The following is an 18,661-nucleotide window of genomic DNA, read 5'->3' on the forward strand; positions in this document are numbered from 1 at the left end:
CCCGTACCTTTTGTATCCATCCATAACCTTACACATTTGTTACGGATGAATTGAGCAGTACGAATAGCATCGTCTATGGCTTGATACTGTTGAGTTTTAGCTTTAACTTTAAACTCTAAGACAAACATTTTACGCAGGGGGGACTTAGACAAAATCAGTATAGCACAATAAAAGTTAAGTTAACAAGATATAGTTTAAAAAGCCGTCCTAAAAGGACGGGGCTTTAACCCAAAATTTCGGTAACATACCTTATTTTTGTTTCAATTAGAGAAGACAGGAGATGAAACAACCCAAAAGAAAACCCAACCACCGCGATGGGGAGATTGGGTTTTCTGGTTATGAATTGATTTTAAGGAGCTAAAGCGTTACCGCGCAGGAGAGAACCGATGGTTTTAGCAGTAATCTTCATCTGTACGAGAGGATTAGCGGGAACAACGGTTTTATAGAGATAACTGTCAAAAGTCATCTTCTGTACGTCCTTATCGGAACACATTTCCACAAAAGCTTCCCGGGTGGCATCGGTACGGTAGAAAACCCGTTGCAGGATATCTAATACCAGATAGGTCATACCGTATTTCTTATCCCAACGCTTGAGGTAGAGTTTCAATTCGTCCTCTGTGGGAATACGTTGGCCGCCGTTAGTGACTTCGACAATGGTTTCCGCACACATCCGCGCCGATTTAGCGGCGAAATAGATGCCTTCTCCCGAAGACTTAGTAACTGTTCCCGCAGCATCTCCCACCAGTGCCACGCGACCAACTACACGACGAGGACGGGGATGTTCGGGGATGGGGTGAGCCTCCACGCGGATGATTTCGCCCCCTTCCAGACGACGGGCCGCGCGAGCGCGAATACCAGCTTGTAGGTCTTTAATCATGGCTTTATTGACCTTCATTGTGCCAGTACCGACGGCGACGTGATCGTATTTGGGGAATACCCAAGCGTAGAAGTCGGGGGATACGTCTTTTCCTACATACATTTCGGCCAGGTCTTCGTAGTAGGCCATTTTATCTTGGGGGAGACGGATGCGTTCTTGGAAAGCGATCGCATAGTTGTAATCCCCGGCATCAATAGCTTTGGCAATGCGAGAATTAGCACCGTCCGCACCGATAACCACGTCCACCTTCAGAGATTTCATTTCCCCTTGGGAATTGCCGTGGGAGTGATCGGCGTAGTGTAGGGTATAGGGATCGGTGCTATTGGTGGGAATGTCGAGACCGTAAACGGTTCCGTTGATTAAATGCGCTCCTAATTTATGGGCGCGTTCTCTCATAAAACCGTCGAGGACTTCCCGACGACACATTCCGATATATTCGTCTTGATTATCGAGATTAATATCGACTTCGACGTTAGAGGGGGAGATCATTTTCATTTTTCTCACCCGGCGATCGATAATTTCAGGAGGTAGGTCAAATTCGCTCACCATACAGAGAGGAATCGCTCCACCACAGGGTTTAGCATTATCTAATTTGCGTTCAAATAAATAGGTTTCAATGCCTGCTTTAGCTAATGTTTCTGCCGCCGAAGAACCGGCCGGCCCTGAACCCACAACAGCGACTCTTAACACTCAGGTTTTCTCCTACATACTTACGAGCGAGTACGCTTTGCAGTGTACCACAGGGGTTTAGCCGAAAGAAACGGGATTCTCCGATTCTGCCCGATCTTGCAACAGTGCTTAACATCCTCTGTTACAAAAGTTTATTTTACTGCCCGTAGATGTTTTTTTATCGATGTGTTGTATTGTGTTACACCCGTAGAGAAAAAAAGTGCTAAACCCCTCTCCCAAACTGGAAAAGGGGATAGGTGCGAGGATTCTTAACCTCTTGCTTTCAACCAATCAGTAATAGCGGGGGGTAAATCCCGTTGCACTTTGCCACTGACATACATTCCGATATGTCCGACCGGGAAAGCACAAGCGGTATAGTCAGAAGTACCGATATAATTCCCTAAAGCGAGGGAAGAAGCGGGAGGTACAAGGTGATCTTTATCCGCATAAAGATTGAGAATTGGCATGGTCAGATTGTGTAAATCTACCCGTTTATCTCCTAACATCACTTCCCCTTTAATCAGTTTATTTTGCTGATAGAAATCCTTGAGAAACTGTCGATAGGATTCTCCCGCTTGGTCGGGACTATCAAAAATCCATTTTTCCATACGCAGAAAATTAACTAATTTTGATTCGTCTTCCATGATGTCAGGAAAATCAAGGTATTTCTGATAACCTAACTGTAAAGGTTTCAATTCCAGAAACTCTAAGTTGAGAAAATCTCCCGGAATATTGCCCATAGCATCTACCATTAAATCGATGTCTAATGCTTCGGCTCCCAAGGAACACCCCCCGCGCATATTTAAGAGGGTCTCGGTTTGATAAAAGTCCACTGGTGTCACCATTGTCACCAGATTTTTTACCTTATCGGGATAGAGGGAACTATAGCATAAACTAAAGGTTCCTCCCTGACAGATCCCTAACAGATTAATTTTGTCGAGATGGTGACTTTGACGAATAAAATCGACACAATTATCCACATAACCATTGATATAATCATCAAGGGTTAACCAGCGATCGCTTCTGGTGGGATAGCCCCAATCAATTAAGTAGATATCTAAGCCTAATTTCAGCAGATTGGCTACTAAAGAACGCCCTTCCTGTAAATCTACCATGTAGGGACGATTGACCAAAGCATAAACCATCAACAAGGGAATCTCGAAGGGTTTTTCGACCACGGGTTTAAAGTGGTAGAGAATGATTTTATCTTCCCGATAAACTGCTTCTTTTTCCGAGACTCCACACTGAATATCTTCTTCTTTAACTCGTTTGAGATTGTCCAAACCTTTGAGATTTTTTTGAGTTAATTCTAGATAATCTTGGGTAAAATCTTCCAGTTTCACTTGCGTCAAAAATGGCCACATAATTTAATTCTCCTAGGGAAGTGGGGATTTTTCAGTGAGCAGTGAACAGTAAACAGTAAACAGTAATCAGTGAAAAGAAAGTTCCGAAGTTTTCACCTAACACTATATACTTAAAACTGCAATCCGATAACTGATAACTGATAAGTGACTCCTGATATTGTCAAGCACAATTAACTAATTGTTACTTTCTACTGCTTTTTTTTCTCCTAAAGCTTTTTTGAGACTTTTTACCTCTTTGCGTAATTCATAGATGGTTCGATGAATTTCATCGACTTCGCTGCGGGTAGGCAGATTCATTGAGCGCAGGTAAATTTCCATTAAATCCTGCTGTTTGAGGCGATAATCATTGAGAGAATTAATAAATTTTCCCCTTACTTTTAGGTTTTCTGGTTGACAAAAAGCCTTTTCAAAAATATCATCAGCGACGACACTCCACAGATCTTGAAATTCTCGCCAATCCTTGACAGGTTGACCTTTTTCTGCTAGGAAAACTAATTTTTTAGTTAAAGCTTCAAAGGATTTAACTTGAATATCAGCCAGCACAATTTGATAGTTAATACTAGCTTGATAAAGAACCCGCCAAGTTTCAAAACTATCGAGTAATTTGCGGTTAAATTCTCGCGGCAATCCCAATAAAGGCATCTGTAACCATTGGCCAAAAGTTTCATCATAAAACTTCTGCCAATAGATATTATTGAGTTCGATCAAAGAAGAAGTATTACCTAACCAAGCTTTAGTTATTGTATCATTTGACAGGACGAAAGGATCGAACCATAAATGATTGATACTTTGCAATTGTTGCAGGTAAATTGTCCATAGTTGACTGACATCTTGACTACTTTGGGAAGTGGTGGTAGTAAAACTATTCAGTTGACCGCGCATCTGTTGGGTATAATTATCTAAAATTGTTTGCCAGTCTTCTCCTGTTTGCATTTTTGGGAAGATACTTTCCCAAGCTTCCATCGATAATTTTAGGAATTTGATCAATAAATCCCGATTATCAAAATAGCGCTGGGTTGCCTCTTGCAATTCTGGTTTAATATTGCCCATAGGAGTCGGTATCGCCCCCATCATATCAAACCAACTTGACCACATTTTTGCCCCGGTTTCTGTCCAAAGATTGACGTAATCGGCGGCCATCTCACTCCAAGCTTGTGTCGGTTTATCCATTATTTTTGCCCTTTTCCTTTAACGCTGATTTCGCTAGTTTACTAACCCACCCTACACCCGATAACTGATAACTGATAAGTCATATTTTTCCAGACTTGGCAATTTTTGCTAGTAATCTTAACGCTTCATTGACTGAGGCTGAATCTTGAAAAATTTCCGCCACATCGGGATCGAGAATTATCACATTACTAGCCTGTCGATAAGCTTGATAATATTTGCCACGAATACCACCAGAAAAGTCATATTCAGTCCGCATCTCGTCATTAACCGTTTCTTCAGACTCCTGATTCATAATTTTTTCTCTCCTGTTTACTAGCTAAACGGGCGCTAATTAAGCGAATCTCATTTTCTCTTTCTGTATGGGATATGACTAACAGCTTTTGTGATTTTGACTGTCCTATCGTCAGAAAACGAAACTCGCCCACTGAATGATCGGGATCTAAAATCGTTACGGCCAATGGATCCCCAAATACGGTCACTGCTTCTTCAAAAGATATACTATGTTTTTTGATGTTGTTATTTGCCTTGTCTTGATCCCATTGAAATTTCATAGATTTATGCTACTATCAAGCAACTTAGCAGGGACAATAACCAACACATTTTCCATCTTTGAATTAGATAACTGATAACTGATAACTGATTAGGTGTGATGGGCCCCATTAACTCTGAGGACTTCTCCAGAGACATAACTGCTGGCAACAGGAGAGAGTAAATAGGCAGTTGCCCAGGCGATATCTGCGGGTTCACCGAAGCGACGACAGGGAATTTCGGCGGTGATTTTATCGCGAACTTTATCGGGAATCGCTAAAGTCATTTCGGTGTTAATAAACCCCGGTGCGATCGCATTGGCGCGAATATTATAACGGGCAGCTTCCCGGGCTAAGGATTTGACCAAACCGATAACTGCCGCTTTTGTGGCCGCGTAATTAGTTTGGCCGGCATTACCGCGATCACCGGAAATAGAACTAATACAAACGATCGATCCCGCTTGTCGTTGATACATTCCCTCAATAAACGGCTTAATCGTGTGATTAACCCCTTTTAGGTTGACATTAATCACTAAATCCCAATCTAGCGGCGTTAATTTAGGGAAAAAGTTATCTCTGGTAATCCCCGCGTTAGCGACGATGCCATACACTGGCCCCAATTCCGCTTCAATTTGTTTAGCTGCCGCTTCCATCGATTCCAACTTAGTCACGTCGGCCACAATGCCTAACCCCTGGGGATTATCGGTGACTAAATCGGTGTAGGCCACCTTGGCCCCCAAATCTATCAAAAGAGAGACAATAGCCGCCCCAATGCCTCGATTTCCGCCCGTAACGACGATAACTTTCTCCTCTAGTCCCAGAGATACCATAGCTTTTTCCTCCTAAACTCTTTCAATTGCGATCGCTGTTCCGCCACCGGTCCCATGACAGATGGCCCCCATACCGAGGGTTTTATCCTGTACTTTCAACGCATTAATTAACGTCACCAGAATCCGCGCGCCAGAAGTGCCGATAGGATGACCCAATGCGATCGCACCACCGTGAACGTTTTGTTTTTCCCTAGCTAACCCCAGATCCATCTCAAAAAGCAGATTATTTAAGGCAAAAGCTTCGTTATTTTCCACTAAATCGAAATCTTCGATCGTTTTATCTAGAGATGATAGTAATTTTTTCACCGCTAGGACGGGGAATTCTGGGAAGCGCTCGGTTTTTCCAGCACCCACAGCGCCGCCAAGGATTTTGGCAATTGGTTTTAAACCGTACTGATCCACAGCTTTTTTACTGGCTAAAAGGATAGCGGCGGCCCCATCGGAAATCTGACTACTATTCCCCGCGGTTAAAACTCCCGACGGATTAAAAGCCGGCCGCAGTTTTCCTAACCCTTCTGGGGTACTATCGGAACGAATACCCTCATCTTGATCAAGAATTGTGGAACCTTTCTTAGATTTAAGTTCAATTGGCACGATTTCGCCCTTAAACCAGCCTTTTTCTGTGGCTGTGGCCGCTCTTTGGTGGGATAAGGCGGCAATTTCGTCTAATGCTTGCCGAGAAACCCCGCGATCGAGACAGAGGCGATCCACTTGGGAACCCATGCCCTCAGCCGTGGTAGCATCAGTTAAGCCATCGTGGAGTAATAAATCGGTTAATTGTTCTGGCGCACCCATGAGGAATTTATAACCCCACCGGGCCCGATGGGAGAGAAAAAAGCCGGTTTGGGACATGGATTCGATGCCACCAGCGAGGACGAGATCCGCTTCGCGTGCGCGAATTGAGGTGGCAGCGTTACTAACGGCAATCATTCCCGAAGAACAAACCATATCCACCCGATATCCGTCCACGCTTACGGGAATTCCCGCTTTAATCGCCGCTTGCCGGGGAATTAACTGACCATGACCCGCTCCCAAAACATTGCCGAAAATGTACAAATCTAGGGCTTCTGGGGGCAAATTAGCGATTTCTAGGGCGGATTTCATCACTGTTGCCCCTAAATCGGCCGGGGATAATCCCATCAATCCCCCACCAAAACGACCAATTGGAGTCCGGACTGCGGCCACGATATAAACTTCTTGCATAGACTTCTCTCTATTGGGAAGCGAAGATAATAGATAGAATTTGCTTAAGAATATCGAGTCCGAAAAAATCAAAATCCCAATTTACTGTCATTGGTTAAAAGTTTATGGCCTCGATGCCTTGAGTTTTTGTCTATCTACCCTCGATTTTGCAACAGAATTTCTGTGTAAGAAGATATATTCATTAGAATTTAACTTTTCTGGCAGCAATCCCGTTTTTTTATGGATTTAGTCAAGCGCTTAGTTTTTATCGGTGGGGGTCATAGTCATGCGATCGCCCTTCGTCTTTGGGGGCAATCACCCCTAAAAAACGTTCAATTAACTTTAATTAGCGATGTCACCCATACCCCCTATTCGGGAATGTTACCCGGCCACATCGCCGGTTTTTATGATTTTGCTGAGACTCATATCGATTTACCTTCTCTAGCTAGGTATTCTCAAGCGCAATTCTGTTTAGACAAGGCTAATTTCATAGATACGGAAAAATGTCAAGTAATTTGTCATAATTCTTCACCGATTCCCTTTGATTATCTCTCGATCGATATCGGCAGCATCCCGGCAGTAGATAATGTTATCGGTGCTAAAGAGTACACTATTCCCGCCAAACCGGTGCCGATTTTTCGGGAAGGATGGCAAGAAATCCTCAAAAAAGCGGTTAATAACCCTAATAATACTTTAAATATCGTCATTGTTGGTGGTGGCGCGGGCGGGGTCGAATTAGCTTTAAATATGCAGTCCCGTTTGGCCAAAATTCTCAACTCTATCAGTAATTTGAATTTATCTCTAATTCATCGAGGAAAAAAACTACTACCGAACCATAATAATTGGGTCGGCCAACGTTTAGAGAATATTTTTAAACAAAGGGGAATTAGATTATATTTATCAACGGATGTGACGGCAGTGCAAGCAGATCGGATTATCTGTTCATCGGGTTTAGTTTTACCCATGGATTATACAATTTGGGTAACGGCTGCCTCGGCCCCTAGTTGGATAAAAGCGTCAGGATTACTGACAGATGAAAAAGGGTTTATTTTAGTGAATAATTATCTGCAATCTCTTTCCCATCCCCATATTTTTGCCGTGGGAGATATTGCCACGATTCCAGATTATCCCCGTCCGAAAGCGGGAGTTTTTGCCGTCCGACAAGGAAAACCTCTGTTCGATAATTTAGTCAGAATTCTGCAAAATCAGCCCTTAAAACCCTATTTTCCCCAGAAAAATTATCTGAGTTTAATTGGGACAGGAGACCAAAAAGCGATCGCATCTTGGGGCGGTTTCGCATGGCAATCACCGTTATTATGGTCATGGAAAGATCGGATCGATCGAGCTTTTATGAGACAATTTGAACAGAAATGATGAGTTGCTTTGTCATCGGATTGAATGGCAGTTTAAGTCGGTTGGGAGGTGTGAGAAGCATGACTTAAAGTTGTTGTCTAAATGTCCAAATCGTGAGAGAAAGTTTAAGATTGCTGCTTTGTGGGAGTTTGAAGAATTTGAAGGCGCAGTTTGCGATCGCTGTTTTCTCTCTTTTGCTGAGATGAGAAACTGCAAACATCGAAAGAATCTTAAAAAATTTGGCTCTAAGGGAAAAATAAATAGCAATATAGCTCTAATATAGATTTAGAGCCAAGAGGATATTTATGCTTAATTTTAACATAGAAGACTATTTAACGGATACAAAATTAATTAAAATGTCGATTTACTATGCAATGAATAGTAGGCTTAATGACGATCAATTTTGTAATTTTTTTGAACTAAGTATCAATTGTAAAAATCAAAATAAAATCAACCTTTTAGTTGAATATATTAAAAATATCTACTCTTTAAAACAACCTTATATACCAGATGAGTCATTTGCTTATACTTATCCCAAAGAAGATTTCTTTATTAGAAGATGTGTATATTTGCCTTTCAAAGAATATGCAATTAGATATCATTTGATTAATGTCCTTTCCTTGGCAGTTGAAAATTCTTTTATTAAAACAAGCTATGCTAACCGAACTCAACGATCACTCAGTGGATTTATCCATTTGTTTAAACTTTATAATGATCAATATAAAGAATTCATCCAATGGGGGGAAAATCTTATTAAAGAATTTAAAAAAGAGCAGAGAGAGTCTTATTTATTAAACGCCGACATAACATCATTTTATGATAGTGTATCACCTCATTACTTAATCAATAATCTTTTTGATTTAACAGGGAGTATTCTACCTCAAAAATATAAACCGTTGTTGCAGAAAATATTGCAGCCAGAAATTGAATTTTACTCAGTTGTTGATAAATTATTAAAGTTAGAAAAAAAAGAACAAGGACTTTTAGTAGGTAATATAACTGATGGCTATTTGGCAAATATTTTACTAAGTAAAATAGATGAATTGATGATTGCTTATGGCTTTCATTATGCTCGATACGTTGATGATATTAAAATTATTACTAATACTAAAGATGAAGTAATCAAAGCGGTTAATATTTTGCAAGAAGAACTACATAGGATAGGACTAAACTTAAACTCGGCAAAAACGGAAATTATACATAATCCTAAATATGTCAAAGATTTTTTTAGAAAAGATCATCAAATAGCTTATGGTAATGAACTTATAAATGAGGAACATTGGGAAGATAATCAGAAAACAGAAAAAGATGAAGATGAAGATTTTGACATAAATACTATTAATCTTACAGCCAACCTTCAAGAAAAAGATTGTCATCGAATAACTAATTATTTATTTTCTTTAAAAGATGATCATGATTACGATGAAAACTTGGTTATACAATTAATCAATAAAATCCCAGAAATCATTTTTAAGTATCCAAAAACAATCAAAAAAAATACTTGGACTGTTGTTAAATTTATTATCTTTGGATTTCCTAATAACATAATATTTTCCGCATACAAAGCAAGGAATGATATTTTTGAGAATCAAAATATCATGGATTATGCCAGAACAAGATTAATTCATCATTTAGTAAAACCTCGAAAAAAAGATCCGCCATATATTCTCATGATGATTAAAAATCGTGAAAGATCGCGTGAAAAACTAATTGCTATATTTCAAAATTTTCTTTCTACAAAATCCATTGACTTAAATCTCAACGCATTGTACGCATTATGGATCTTATCTCATCAAGATAATGGCCAGACTTTTGATGAAAATTTATTTCGTAAAAATGTAGAAAATTATTTACCTCGACCAATTTCTCATACTATTTCAAGGGTTTTGTCATCAATTTTTTCCCATAAAGATAATTTCAACTTTTGTGATTACTTTGATTTTACTGAGCTATCGAATAATAGTGAGAGTGAAGGATTAGAATAGTGAGAGTGAAGGATTAGATGACTTGATGACTTTTACAAATTTTAAAATATATCGGCAATATTAATTATATCTGAAGACATATCTTTTCTTAAAAAGATGTATAAAATACTACAAGCTCTTGAGCGACCAATATATCTTAATCTTCTTAAGCGAATGGTCTCAGAAATGGGTTCTGGTTCTAATTCCACTAATAAAATTATATGATTTTCTAAGCCTTGAAAATCGTAAATAGTTGACCAAGTAATTGTTTGAGGACTAGCGAGAGAGAATCGCTTAAATTTGAAAGTAGAAATTTTTGATGCTATCGAGTCAAGAAAGTTTTGACTTGGTTGTTTAGAAAAGAGGATTGTTATGTGTTTAGGTAAAACCTTTTCATCGTTTATTAATGCCAAAATATTGCTTTTTATGGCTTTAATTAAGTCTTCATCAGTTATGTAATAATCTGTGATGACTTCCTTAAACTGTCTGACAGGCTTTTTTACTTTATAGGTTGGACTAATATATTCTTCGTAAGAATCAAAAATATTAATTGTGTTTCTGATTACTTTTTGCAGGGTATAATTAAAGGGTTTAAATATCTCTTGTATATCATTTTCATTAGTTTTTTGAGAATCATCTTTAAAAATTAAAATTGATCGATTAAACATTTGACTAGCATAGTCAGCTATTTTTCTTAAAAAATCACCATCTAATTGTTGTGCCTCATCAATAATAATTCTGACTTCTTCTAAATTTTCTTTATTTTCTAAAACTTTTTGTAATAAACTAAGTTCTTTAAGCGTAAATATCTTTAAAAGATCATTATTAATTGCAACATTAAGCGAAATTTCCTTATAGATATAATCTTTTGAATCCTGAGAATTAGTAATGAATAAAACCAATCTATCAGATTGAATATCTGAAATAGCTTGTGAGATTGCGAGTTGAGTTTTTCCTGTTCCCGCAGGTCCATCAATAAGGATTGGAGTTTTAACTTTATAAAAACCATCTAAAATTTCTTGTTGCTCTTTAGTCAGCTTAATTATAGTTTGTTTCTCATCTTCTAGTTCTGCACTGAGGGATTTTCTAAATTCTGAATTACGGGTAATTAAAGTTTTAATTTCTTCTACTATATTTTTACCAAGATGTTTATGACTATTATTACTATAATGACTATATATTTCGTTGATTTTCTCACCTAGATTTTTTAGATCATCTCTAAATAAAGTAACTTCTCTTTCCATAAAGGGAGCTAAATTTCCCTCTAAAATATCAATATGAGGAAAACAAATTGCATATCCACAAGTTATCCAATGATTTGTCAAACTAGGTAGTTTACTTTTTAGGAATAACGGCAAATTCTTTGAGTTAGCTAATTGTTTTTTGTAGGGATTTTGATAAGAAATATTATCTCCCGATTTCCACTTATCATGTTCCCCGTCGTAAGAAAATCGAGTTCCTCCCTTGACTTCAATAATCAATAGACCTTTCTGGGGATGAACTAACAAGAAATCCGTTTCTCTTTCAGTTCTAGCTCCATATTTATTCTTAAAAATCCAGTATCTGTCTTGAAAAATGTAAAAATCATCGTCAAGTTGAGATAGTAAATGATATACGTCTGATTCTCCCCGTAAATCAGGATTAGAAGGCGCATCTGGGGGAAACATTTTAGCCATAATTGATATTACCCATAATTGAAAACGAGTGATCACACAGTCTGCCTTCGGCAACGCAACTCTCTAAATCCTAACTTACCAAAAAATGCCTCATACTTATCATGACTTCCAATAAAATAAGGAAGTAAAGCGATAAATCAACAAAATGCTATGGTCATCAATCTCAATATCCCGCCCTCCCAACCATCAGCTAATCTAAAGGTAAAAATACTGATAGAAACCCTTAAAAATGGTCAATATGCTGTATCTATCGCTGAATTGCCTCATTTTCGAGTCCAAGCACCCACCAAACAAGAAGCCATTTCCCAACTACAAACAACCTTTATCGAACAAATTAGCCAAATTGAAACGATATCATGGACAACACCTCTAGATAACCCCTCACCCTTTAGATGATGACAGTGAAGTAGATCCCTCATATTATCTGTAGAGGATAAAGATTTGTGTCTCAATATATTCTCGATACTGACCATATTTCCCTAATTCTTCGCAATCATCCCCAAGTTATTGCTAATGCGTCCCGTCATTCCATTTCCGTTACAATCATTACTGTTCAGGAACTTTTCAGTCGAACGAACCACAGAGACACAGAGGACACAAAGACCGATCGCTACTATATAAGTTAAACTTATCACACAGAACCTAGAAGAGCCCTTTTTTAAGTTTCTTCTCTTTTTGTTAATGAAAGATGTGACCAATGGATACCCTAAAAGGGGCGAGGTTTTAAACCCAAAATTCTGATAAAGTAAAAATCGTCCCGATACCTTGACTGGTTAAGGGAGAGAACGTCAATAGTTTGTTAAATAGTACATATAAACCAATGCCACGTCTTCGCTCGATTATTTCCCTAGTTTTAGTCCTAGTTACTACGCTGCTGGTTAGTTGCAGTGGTCCCCAAGCAACTATCCCCACCGTCTATAGTCCGCAAAAAATCGAACAGTTACAGGTTTACATCCAACCCATAGAAGGATTTCGCCAAAAAATGAGCGTTTTGCAAGACCTCATCGCTGACAAAAATTGGGTAGATACTCGCACCTATATCCACGGTCCTTTGGGGCAATTGCGTCAGGAAATGGTAGGATTATCCCGTAATTTACTGCCCAAAGACCAAGAAAAAGCCAAGCAGTTAGCGAAAAATCTTTTCGTTCACTTTGAACGTATCGATGCGGCAGCCAAAGAAAAAGATGCTAGTCTTGCTGCTACTCAATTCCAAGAAGCATTAAAAGACTTCGATGCTTTCTTAAATATTGTTCCCAGTTAGTTTTTATCAGTGATCAGTGATCAGTTATCAGCTTTAAAAAAAATCTCGGGCTTTTTGCCTAGAGATTGTTGTCAGAGAGAAGCACACAAAAACTTTTTTTCTTATAGATGTTCAGTTTAAAAATCAAGATAGAAAAAAATAATAGGGTTCTTCTCGACTTTGTGTGATAATTTTTGCTTATAGAATCGTGAAATGTTTACTGGTAAAGACTTTTAGGACTATTTTGCGGATATTCTATCAGTATAGACCCCGTTTCCACACAGAAACCAGAAGAGCCAAAAATAGTGACCCTTACCTTTTCCCAAGCAGAGGTAGGAAGTCTCTGGTTTTAGGGAACAGGCAAGAGGGAGCGCCGGAGTTGGGGAAGTGGGGAGAAGGGAGCAGGGGAGGGGGGAGAAAAAAGCTGATGACGGCTGAGAGCGGGGGGAATCATGGCCATTTACAATTGCTTAATAATTGTTGCCACTGCCGTGATAATATGTCTTGTGGCTCACCTGAGCGTCATAGCTCGGAAAGCAATCTAGATATTGAGATTAGTCTATCGCTGATTTAGGTGTACCTTGTCTGATCCATCGATCGAATCTCCCCCAACCCCAGAAACCAACCCGCCGTCAGATCCGATGCGGGAATACTATCAACTACAAAACACCTTATTGATCACCACCCTGATCTTAAGCGGTCTGATCTTTATTCCCGTGTGGTGGTTTTATTCCCTCAATACCGCCCTTAATTACCTATTAGGGGCAATGGTGGGAGTTGTTTACCTAAAACTCCTGGCCGGGGAAGTGGAAAAATTGGGGGTAACCAAAAATCGGGTGGGCAAAAAAGGATTAGCCCTATTCGCTGGATTAATCATCATCGCCAGTCGTTGGCAAGAACTGCACATAGTGCCAGTTTTTTTGGGTTTTTTGACCTATAAAGGGGCGATCATCGTCTATACTCTGCAAACCATCTTCAAGTTGGAGCAGAAAGCCGATTCCTAAACCCTTTCACCGTTAAAATAACCCTGATTTGCGAACCCGAATCTCTCCAAGGTGAAAATGTTAGACAGTTTAAGTGTGCTTAATTTTTATAGCCTCGCTTCCCTGGAAGTGGGACAACACTGGTACTGGCACATCGGCGGACTAAAAATTCACGGGCAAGTGATTGCGGTCTCCTGGATCGTCTTCGCTATCTTAATCATCGCCTCGATCGCCGCTACCCGCAAGATCCAGAAAGTTCCTAGCGGTATTCAAAACCTCATGGAGTACGTTCTGGAATTTCTGCGCGATTTAGCCAAAAACCAGCTAGGAGAAAAGGAATATCGACCCTGGTTGCCCTTCATCGGCACCCTATTTTTATTTATTTTCGTTTCTAACTGGTTAGGGGCCCTGATTCCTTGGAAGTTAATCGAACTGCCCGAAGGAGAATTAGCCGCCCCCACTAACGACATCAATACCACGGTGGCGTTAGCCCTACTGACTTCCCTCGCTTACTTCTACGCGGGCATCAGTAAAAAAGGACTCGGTTACTTTGCTCACTACCTAGAGCCGATTCCCGTGCTATTACCGATCAAAATTTTAGAAGACTTTACCAAACCCCTCTCCCTCAGCTTCCGTCTTTTCGGAAACATCCTCGCGGACGAGTTGGTAGTGGCCGTATTAGTCTTCCTTGTCCCCCTAGTCGTACCCCTACCCCTGATGGCTCTCGGTTTATTTACCAGCGCTATTCAGGCCCTTGTCTTCGCCACCCTTGCCGGGGCCTATATCCATGAGGCCCTGGAATCGGAACACGAAGAAGAACACGCTTAAAAGCGAAGGACGAAAAAAGAAAAATTTCTTAGGGAAAAGTGTCCAAATAATAGGATAATAACTAAGAAATTATTGGTCGAATTCAGGATGAGCAACTGAATTCCCAGATCGTTCTTTCCCAAAAACTCTTTCGGGAGTTTTGAGCAGAAAACCAGCCATTTTTTACGGCTGAGAACGCGCTCTGTAAACAACAGATTGAAATTGATTAGTAAATAGAGGAAAAAATCACCATGAACCCCACAGTAGCTGCCGCTTCCGTTATCGCCGCCGCCCTCGCCGTTGGTTTAGCCGCTATCGGCCCCGGCGTTGGTCAAGGAACCGCTTCTGGAGAAGCTGTTTCCGGTATCGCCCGTCAACCCGAAGCTGAAGGAAGAATTCGTGGTACCCTTCTCCTCAGCTTGGCATTCATGGAATCCTTAACCATCTACGGCTTGGTTATCGCTCTCGTTTTACTGTTCGCTAACCCCTTCGCCTAATTAAAAAAGCAGTGGGCTATCAGCCCCCAGTCCCCAGCTTGGCGGCAGAGTTTTCAAAACTCTCAAAAAACGCCAAAGGAGCCAACTAAAAAGTCTGGTTTTTGGGACGGAAGGCTGATAGCTAGTTAAGGGAATTTTGCTGATCCCCCCTGACTGTTCATTGTTAAAGCAGGGGGATCGTCTTCCTTTTTTGAACCTGCCTATAGCTTCTATTTATCAGGAATAAATCAATGTTTGATTTCGATGCCACCCTGCCAGTGATGGCACTACAATTTATTCTTTTGGCAGTGATCCTGAACGCCGTTTTTTATAAACCCCTCAGTAAAGTTTTAGATGAACGGGCGGAGTATATTCGGCAAACAGAAAGCGGAGCCAAAGAACAACTAGCCAAAACCGAAGCACTGGTACAAGAGTACGAATTGCAATTAAGTTCGGCTCGTAAACAATCCCAAGAGATTATCGCCCAAGCGCAAGCCGAGGCCCAAAAACTAGCCAGCGAACGAGTTGCCGCAGCCCAAAAAGAAGCGATCGCCCGTAAGGAAGCCGTCGCCGCCGAAATTGCCCAACAGAAAGAAGAAGCCTTTCGTTCTCTAGAAGGACAAGTGGCCTCTCTTTCCCGTCAAATTCTCGAAAAACTCCTCGGCCCCGAACTCGTTCGCTAAACCCCAGCCATTGGTTAATAACAGTGATCAGTAAAAAGATAGAACTCAGTCGTCAGGAGTTAGAAGACTGATAACTTACCTCTGATAACTGATAACTGATAACTGAATAACCTACTCCCCGCCCTCAATAATCATGATCATCGACACAGTTTTATTATTAGCCACGGAGGCGAAGGAAGCGGCAGCAGAAGGATTCGGCATCAACACCGATATCTTAGGAACTAACCTATTTAACCTCTCGATTCTGCTCGGTTTAATCATCTTCTACGGCCGCAAAGTTCTCGGACAAATCCTCGGAGAACGTCAGTCGAAGATTGCGGAAGCTTTAGCCGAAGCTGAAAACCGGAAAAATATTGCCGCTACCGCCCTCGCCGAAGAACAGAAAAAACTCGCCCTGGCAAAACAAGAGGCGGAAAAAATTATCGATAACTCTCGATCTAGAGCTAAAGCTGTCACCGCCGACATCGCCGCCCAAGCCGAACTCGATATTCAAAGAATGCGCGAAAGTGCCGCTAAAGATCTCTCGGCGGAACAGGATCGCGTTTTAGTAGAATTACGCCAAAGAATTACCGCTTTAGCCTTAGCTAACGTGGAATCCCAGTTAAGCACCGGCCTGGAAGAATCGGTACAACAAACCCTAATTGATCGCAGTTTGGCCAACCTAGGAGGTAAATAGATGCAGGGAAGTTTAATCAGTTCAGAAATCGCCGAACCCTACGCCCAAGCATTACTTTCCGTCGCCCAAAGCAGCGGACAATTAGAAGCGATCGGCGGCGAAATTAAATCCCTCTTAGAATTGTTGGAAAATGCTCCCGATCTAAGAGCTTTTATCGGCAATCCCGTCATCAAAGAAGAAGCTAAAAAAGCCGTTCTTTCCCAAGTAATGGGAACCAGTGCCAATCCCTATTTAACTAACTTCATGATGTTATTAGTCGATAAACGTCGGATTCAATTTTTAGAACCCGTTTGTCAACAATATCTCACCCTGGCTAGAGTGCTGACTAACACCGTTTTAGCGGAAGTTTCCTCGGCCACCGAATTGAACGATAGCCAAAAACAAATCGTCATCGACAAAGTGAAAACCCTGACCGGGGCGAATGTGGTCGAACTGAAAACCAAAGTTGATACCAGCCTGATCGGTGGTGTGGTGATCAAAGTCGGTTCTCAGGTCTTTGATGCCAGCATTCGCGGTCAACTACAACGCCTCAGCCTCTCCCTGCGCTAAGGTCATCTAATCTCCCTTTTTTGCCGTTTTTTCACCTTCTAATTTTTTACTTTTTCCCAGATTAAACTATGGTAGCTATCAGACCCGACGAAATTAGCACGATTATTCGTCAACAGATCGAATCCTATAACCAAGAAGTACAGGTCTCCAACGTGGGAACCGTCCTGCAAGTGGGTGACGGTACTGCCCGCATCTACGGCCTACAACAAGCCATGTCGGGAGAACTATTAGAATTTGAAGATGGAACCGTCGGCATCGCCCTTAACCTCGAAGAAGATAACGTCGGTGCAGTGTTAATGGGTGACGGTTTCGGGATTAAAGAAGGCGGTACGGTGAAAGCTACCGGTAAAATCGCTCAGGTTCCCGTGGGTGAAGCCTTAGTCGGCCGCGTGGTTGATGCTCTCGGTCGTCCCATCGACGGTAAAGGGGACATCCTCGCCAGCGAAACCCGTCTGGTGGAATCCCCCGCCCCCGGTATTGTCGCTCGCAAATCCGTCTGTGAACCGATGCAAACCGGCATTACCGCTATCGATGCCATGATTCCCGTCGGTCGTGGTCAACGGGAGTTAATTATCGGTGACAGAAAAACCGGTAAAACAGCGATCGCCATTGACACGATCATTAACCAGAAAAGCGAAGACGTGATCTGTGTCTATGTCGCCATCGGTCAAAAAGCCTCCACCGTCGCCCAAGTAATCGACACCCTCACCCAAAGAGGCGCCATGGATTACACCGTGGTGGTGGCCGCTAACGCTAACGACCCCGCCACCCTCCAGTATATCGCCCCCTACACCGGAGCTTCGATCGCCGAATACTTCATGTATAAAGGCAAAGCGACCCTAGTTATCTACGATGACCTCACCAAACAGGCTCAAGCTTATCGTCAGCTATCCCTGCTCATGCGTCGTCCTCCCGGTCGGGAAGCTTACCCCGGCGACGTTTTCTATCTCCACTCCCGTTTACTAGAGCGCGCCGCTAAACTCAGCGATGCCCTCGGTGGTGGCAGCATGACCGCCCTGCCGATTATCGAAACCCAAGCAGGTGACGTTTCTGCCTACATTCCCACCAATGTAATTTCGATTACTGACGGTCAGATCTTCCTCTCCACCGACCTCTTTAACGCTGGTTTCCGTCCCGCTATTAACGCTGGTATTTCCGTATCCCGCGTGGGTTCGGCGGCCCAAACGAAAGCGATGAAGAAAGTTGCCGGTAAATTAAAACTCGAATTAGCCCAGTTTGACGAATTAGAAGCTTTTGCTCAATTCGCTTCTGACCTTGATGCGGCCACCCAAGCACAACTCGCTCGCGGTCAACGTCTGCGTCAAATCCTCAAACAGCCCCAAAACTTCCCCCTCGCCGTTTGGGAACAGGTGGCGGTGGTTTATGCCGGTTTAAACGGTTATCTCGACGATATCGCCACCGATAAAGTTATCGATTTCTGCACCGGTTTACGGGAATACCTGAAAACCAGCAAACCTCGCTACGTTGAGATCGTCAGCACTGAAAAACAACTCAACGACGAAGCGGAAGGCCTGCTCAAAGATGGCATCAACGAGTACAAACAGGCTTTTAAATAATCTCGGTAATCAGTAAATGAATGTTGGTAATGGGGGTTAGGTTTTGGGGGATGGGGTG

20 protein-coding genes and 1 pseudogene are annotated in these 18,661 nt (G+C 41.6%); 11 read left to right on the forward strand and 10 right to left on the reverse strand.

Annotation, left to right across the window (positions count from 1 at the left end; all coding sequences use genetic code 11):
- The 8 genes and pseudogenes from O9300_RS05325 to phaA all read right to left on the reverse strand — a co-directional run.
- Positions 1–128: pseudogene (locus tag O9300_RS05325) on the reverse strand (RNA-guided endonuclease TnpB family protein); the annotation flags it as partial.
- A gap of 221 nt (positions 129–349) precedes the next feature.
- Positions 350–1,567 carry a geranylgeranyl reductase gene (gene chlP / locus O9300_RS05330; RefSeq protein ID WP_002735532.1) on the reverse strand — a complete coding sequence of 406 codons (1,218 nt, stop codon included), beginning with the start codon at positions 1,565–1,567 and terminating at the stop codon, positions 350–352.
- 248 nt (positions 1,568–1,815) lie between these two features.
- The gene (locus tag O9300_RS05335) at positions 1,816–2,910 is read right to left on the reverse strand and encodes a class III poly(R)-hydroxyalkanoic acid synthase subunit PhaC (RefSeq protein WP_287970437.1); all 1,095 of its coding nucleotides are present in this window, start codon (positions 2,908–2,910) and stop codon (positions 1,816–1,818) included.
- A 174-nt stretch (positions 2,911–3,084) separates the two neighbouring features.
- Positions 3,085–4,080: a class III poly(R)-hydroxyalkanoic acid synthase subunit PhaE gene (phaE, locus tag O9300_RS05340; protein WP_287970439.1), complete on the reverse strand. Its 996-nt coding sequence runs from the start codon at positions 4,078–4,080 to the stop codon at positions 3,085–3,087.
- Positions 4,081–4,159: 79 nt separating this feature from the next.
- The gene (locus tag O9300_RS05345) at positions 4,160–4,372 is read right to left on the reverse strand and encodes a hypothetical protein (protein ID WP_002784823.1); all 213 of its coding nucleotides are present in this window, start codon (positions 4,370–4,372) and stop codon (positions 4,160–4,162) included.
- Complete coding sequence (locus O9300_RS05350) at positions 4,356–4,631, reverse strand: BrnT family toxin (protein WP_190722734.1); 276 nt, start codon at positions 4,629–4,631, stop codon at positions 4,356–4,358. The genes O9300_RS05345 and O9300_RS05350 overlap by 17 nt, the downstream gene beginning before the upstream one ends.
- A gap of 89 nt (positions 4,632–4,720) precedes the next feature.
- Positions 4,721–5,437, reverse strand: coding sequence for an acetoacetyl-CoA reductase PhaB (gene phaB / locus O9300_RS05355; RefSeq protein ID WP_159251533.1), 717 nt, complete (start codon positions 5,435–5,437; stop codon positions 4,721–4,723).
- 12 nt (positions 5,438–5,449) lie between these two features.
- A complete protein-coding gene (gene phaA / locus O9300_RS05360; protein WP_287970443.1) occupies positions 5,450–6,640 on the reverse strand; it encodes an acetyl-CoA acetyltransferase PhaA in 1,191 nt (396 codons plus the stop codon).
- Between the two features lie 219 nt (positions 6,641–6,859).
- Between phaA and O9300_RS05365 the strand changes: the two genes are divergently transcribed.
- Positions 6,860–7,993: an FAD-dependent oxidoreductase gene (locus tag O9300_RS05365; protein ID WP_287970444.1), complete on the forward strand. Its 1,134-nt coding sequence runs from the start codon at positions 6,860–6,862 to the stop codon at positions 7,991–7,993.
- 284 nt (positions 7,994–8,277) lie between these two features.
- Positions 8,278–9,957, forward strand: coding sequence for an RNA-directed DNA polymerase (locus tag O9300_RS05370; RefSeq protein ID WP_287970446.1), 1,680 nt, complete (start codon positions 8,278–8,280; stop codon positions 9,955–9,957).
- A 41-nt stretch (positions 9,958–9,998) separates the two neighbouring features.
- Here O9300_RS05370 and O9300_RS05375 read toward each other — a convergent pair whose 3' ends face one another.
- On the reverse strand, positions 9,999–11,612 hold the full coding sequence (locus O9300_RS05375; protein WP_287970448.1) for a nuclease-related domain-containing DEAD/DEAH box helicase: 1,614 nt from the start codon (positions 11,610–11,612) through the stop codon (positions 9,999–10,001).
- A gap of 150 nt (positions 11,613–11,762) precedes the next feature.
- Here O9300_RS05375 and O9300_RS05380 point away from each other — a divergent pair, with 150 nt between their 5' ends.
- Positions 11,763–12,008, forward strand: a complete 246-nt coding sequence (locus tag O9300_RS05380) for a hypothetical protein (RefSeq protein ID WP_002801056.1) — start codon at positions 11,763–11,765, stop codon at positions 12,006–12,008.
- A gap of 83 nt (positions 12,009–12,091) precedes the next feature.
- Here O9300_RS05380 and O9300_RS05385 read toward each other — a convergent pair whose 3' ends face one another.
- Positions 12,092–12,295: a hypothetical protein gene (locus O9300_RS05385; protein WP_272079406.1), complete on the reverse strand. Its 204-nt coding sequence runs from the start codon at positions 12,293–12,295 to the stop codon at positions 12,092–12,094.
- A 137-nt stretch (positions 12,296–12,432) separates the two neighbouring features.
- Here O9300_RS05385 and psbQ point away from each other — a divergent pair, with 137 nt between their 5' ends.
- From psbQ to atpA, 8 genes are all read left to right on the forward strand, one after another.
- Positions 12,433–12,873: a photosystem II protein PsbQ gene (gene psbQ, locus O9300_RS05390; RefSeq protein WP_287734637.1), complete on the forward strand. Its 441-nt coding sequence runs from the start codon at positions 12,433–12,435 to the stop codon at positions 12,871–12,873.
- Positions 12,874–13,493: 620 nt separating this feature from the next.
- Complete coding sequence (locus O9300_RS05395) at positions 13,494–13,856, forward strand: ATP synthase subunit I (RefSeq protein WP_149988376.1); 363 nt, start codon at positions 13,494–13,496, stop codon at positions 13,854–13,856.
- A 57-nt stretch (positions 13,857–13,913) separates the two neighbouring features.
- A complete protein-coding gene (gene atpB, locus O9300_RS05400) occupies positions 13,914–14,663 on the forward strand; it encodes a F0F1 ATP synthase subunit A (protein WP_002739857.1) in 750 nt (249 codons plus the stop codon).
- A 230-nt stretch (positions 14,664–14,893) separates the two neighbouring features.
- Positions 14,894–15,139, forward strand: a complete 246-nt coding sequence (atpE, locus tag O9300_RS05405; RefSeq protein ID WP_002740068.1) for an ATP synthase F0 subunit C — start codon at positions 14,894–14,896, stop codon at positions 15,137–15,139.
- Positions 15,140–15,369: 230 nt separating this feature from the next.
- A complete protein-coding gene (locus tag O9300_RS05410; protein WP_002795845.1) occupies positions 15,370–15,801 on the forward strand; it encodes a F0F1 ATP synthase subunit B' in 432 nt (143 codons plus the stop codon).
- 133 nt (positions 15,802–15,934) lie between these two features.
- Positions 15,935–16,477, forward strand: coding sequence for a F0F1 ATP synthase subunit B (locus O9300_RS05415; protein WP_061432323.1), 543 nt, complete (start codon positions 15,935–15,937; stop codon positions 16,475–16,477).
- Positions 16,478–17,026 (forward strand): ATP synthase F1 subunit delta, encoded by a 549-nt coding sequence (atpH, locus tag O9300_RS05420; RefSeq protein WP_002795847.1) that lies wholly within the window; start codon positions 16,478–16,480, stop codon positions 17,024–17,026.
- Between the two features lie 68 nt (positions 17,027–17,094).
- Positions 17,095–18,603, forward strand: coding sequence for a F0F1 ATP synthase subunit alpha (atpA, locus tag O9300_RS05425; protein ID WP_002763364.1), 1,509 nt, complete (start codon positions 17,095–17,097; stop codon positions 18,601–18,603).
- The last annotated feature ends 58 nt before the right edge of the window (positions 18,604–18,661 follow it).

It is taken from the genome of Microcystis sp. LE19-195.1E, assembly GCF_027532095.1.
GTDB lineage: Bacteria > Cyanobacteriota > Cyanobacteriia > Cyanobacteriales > Microcystaceae > Microcystis > Microcystis aeruginosa.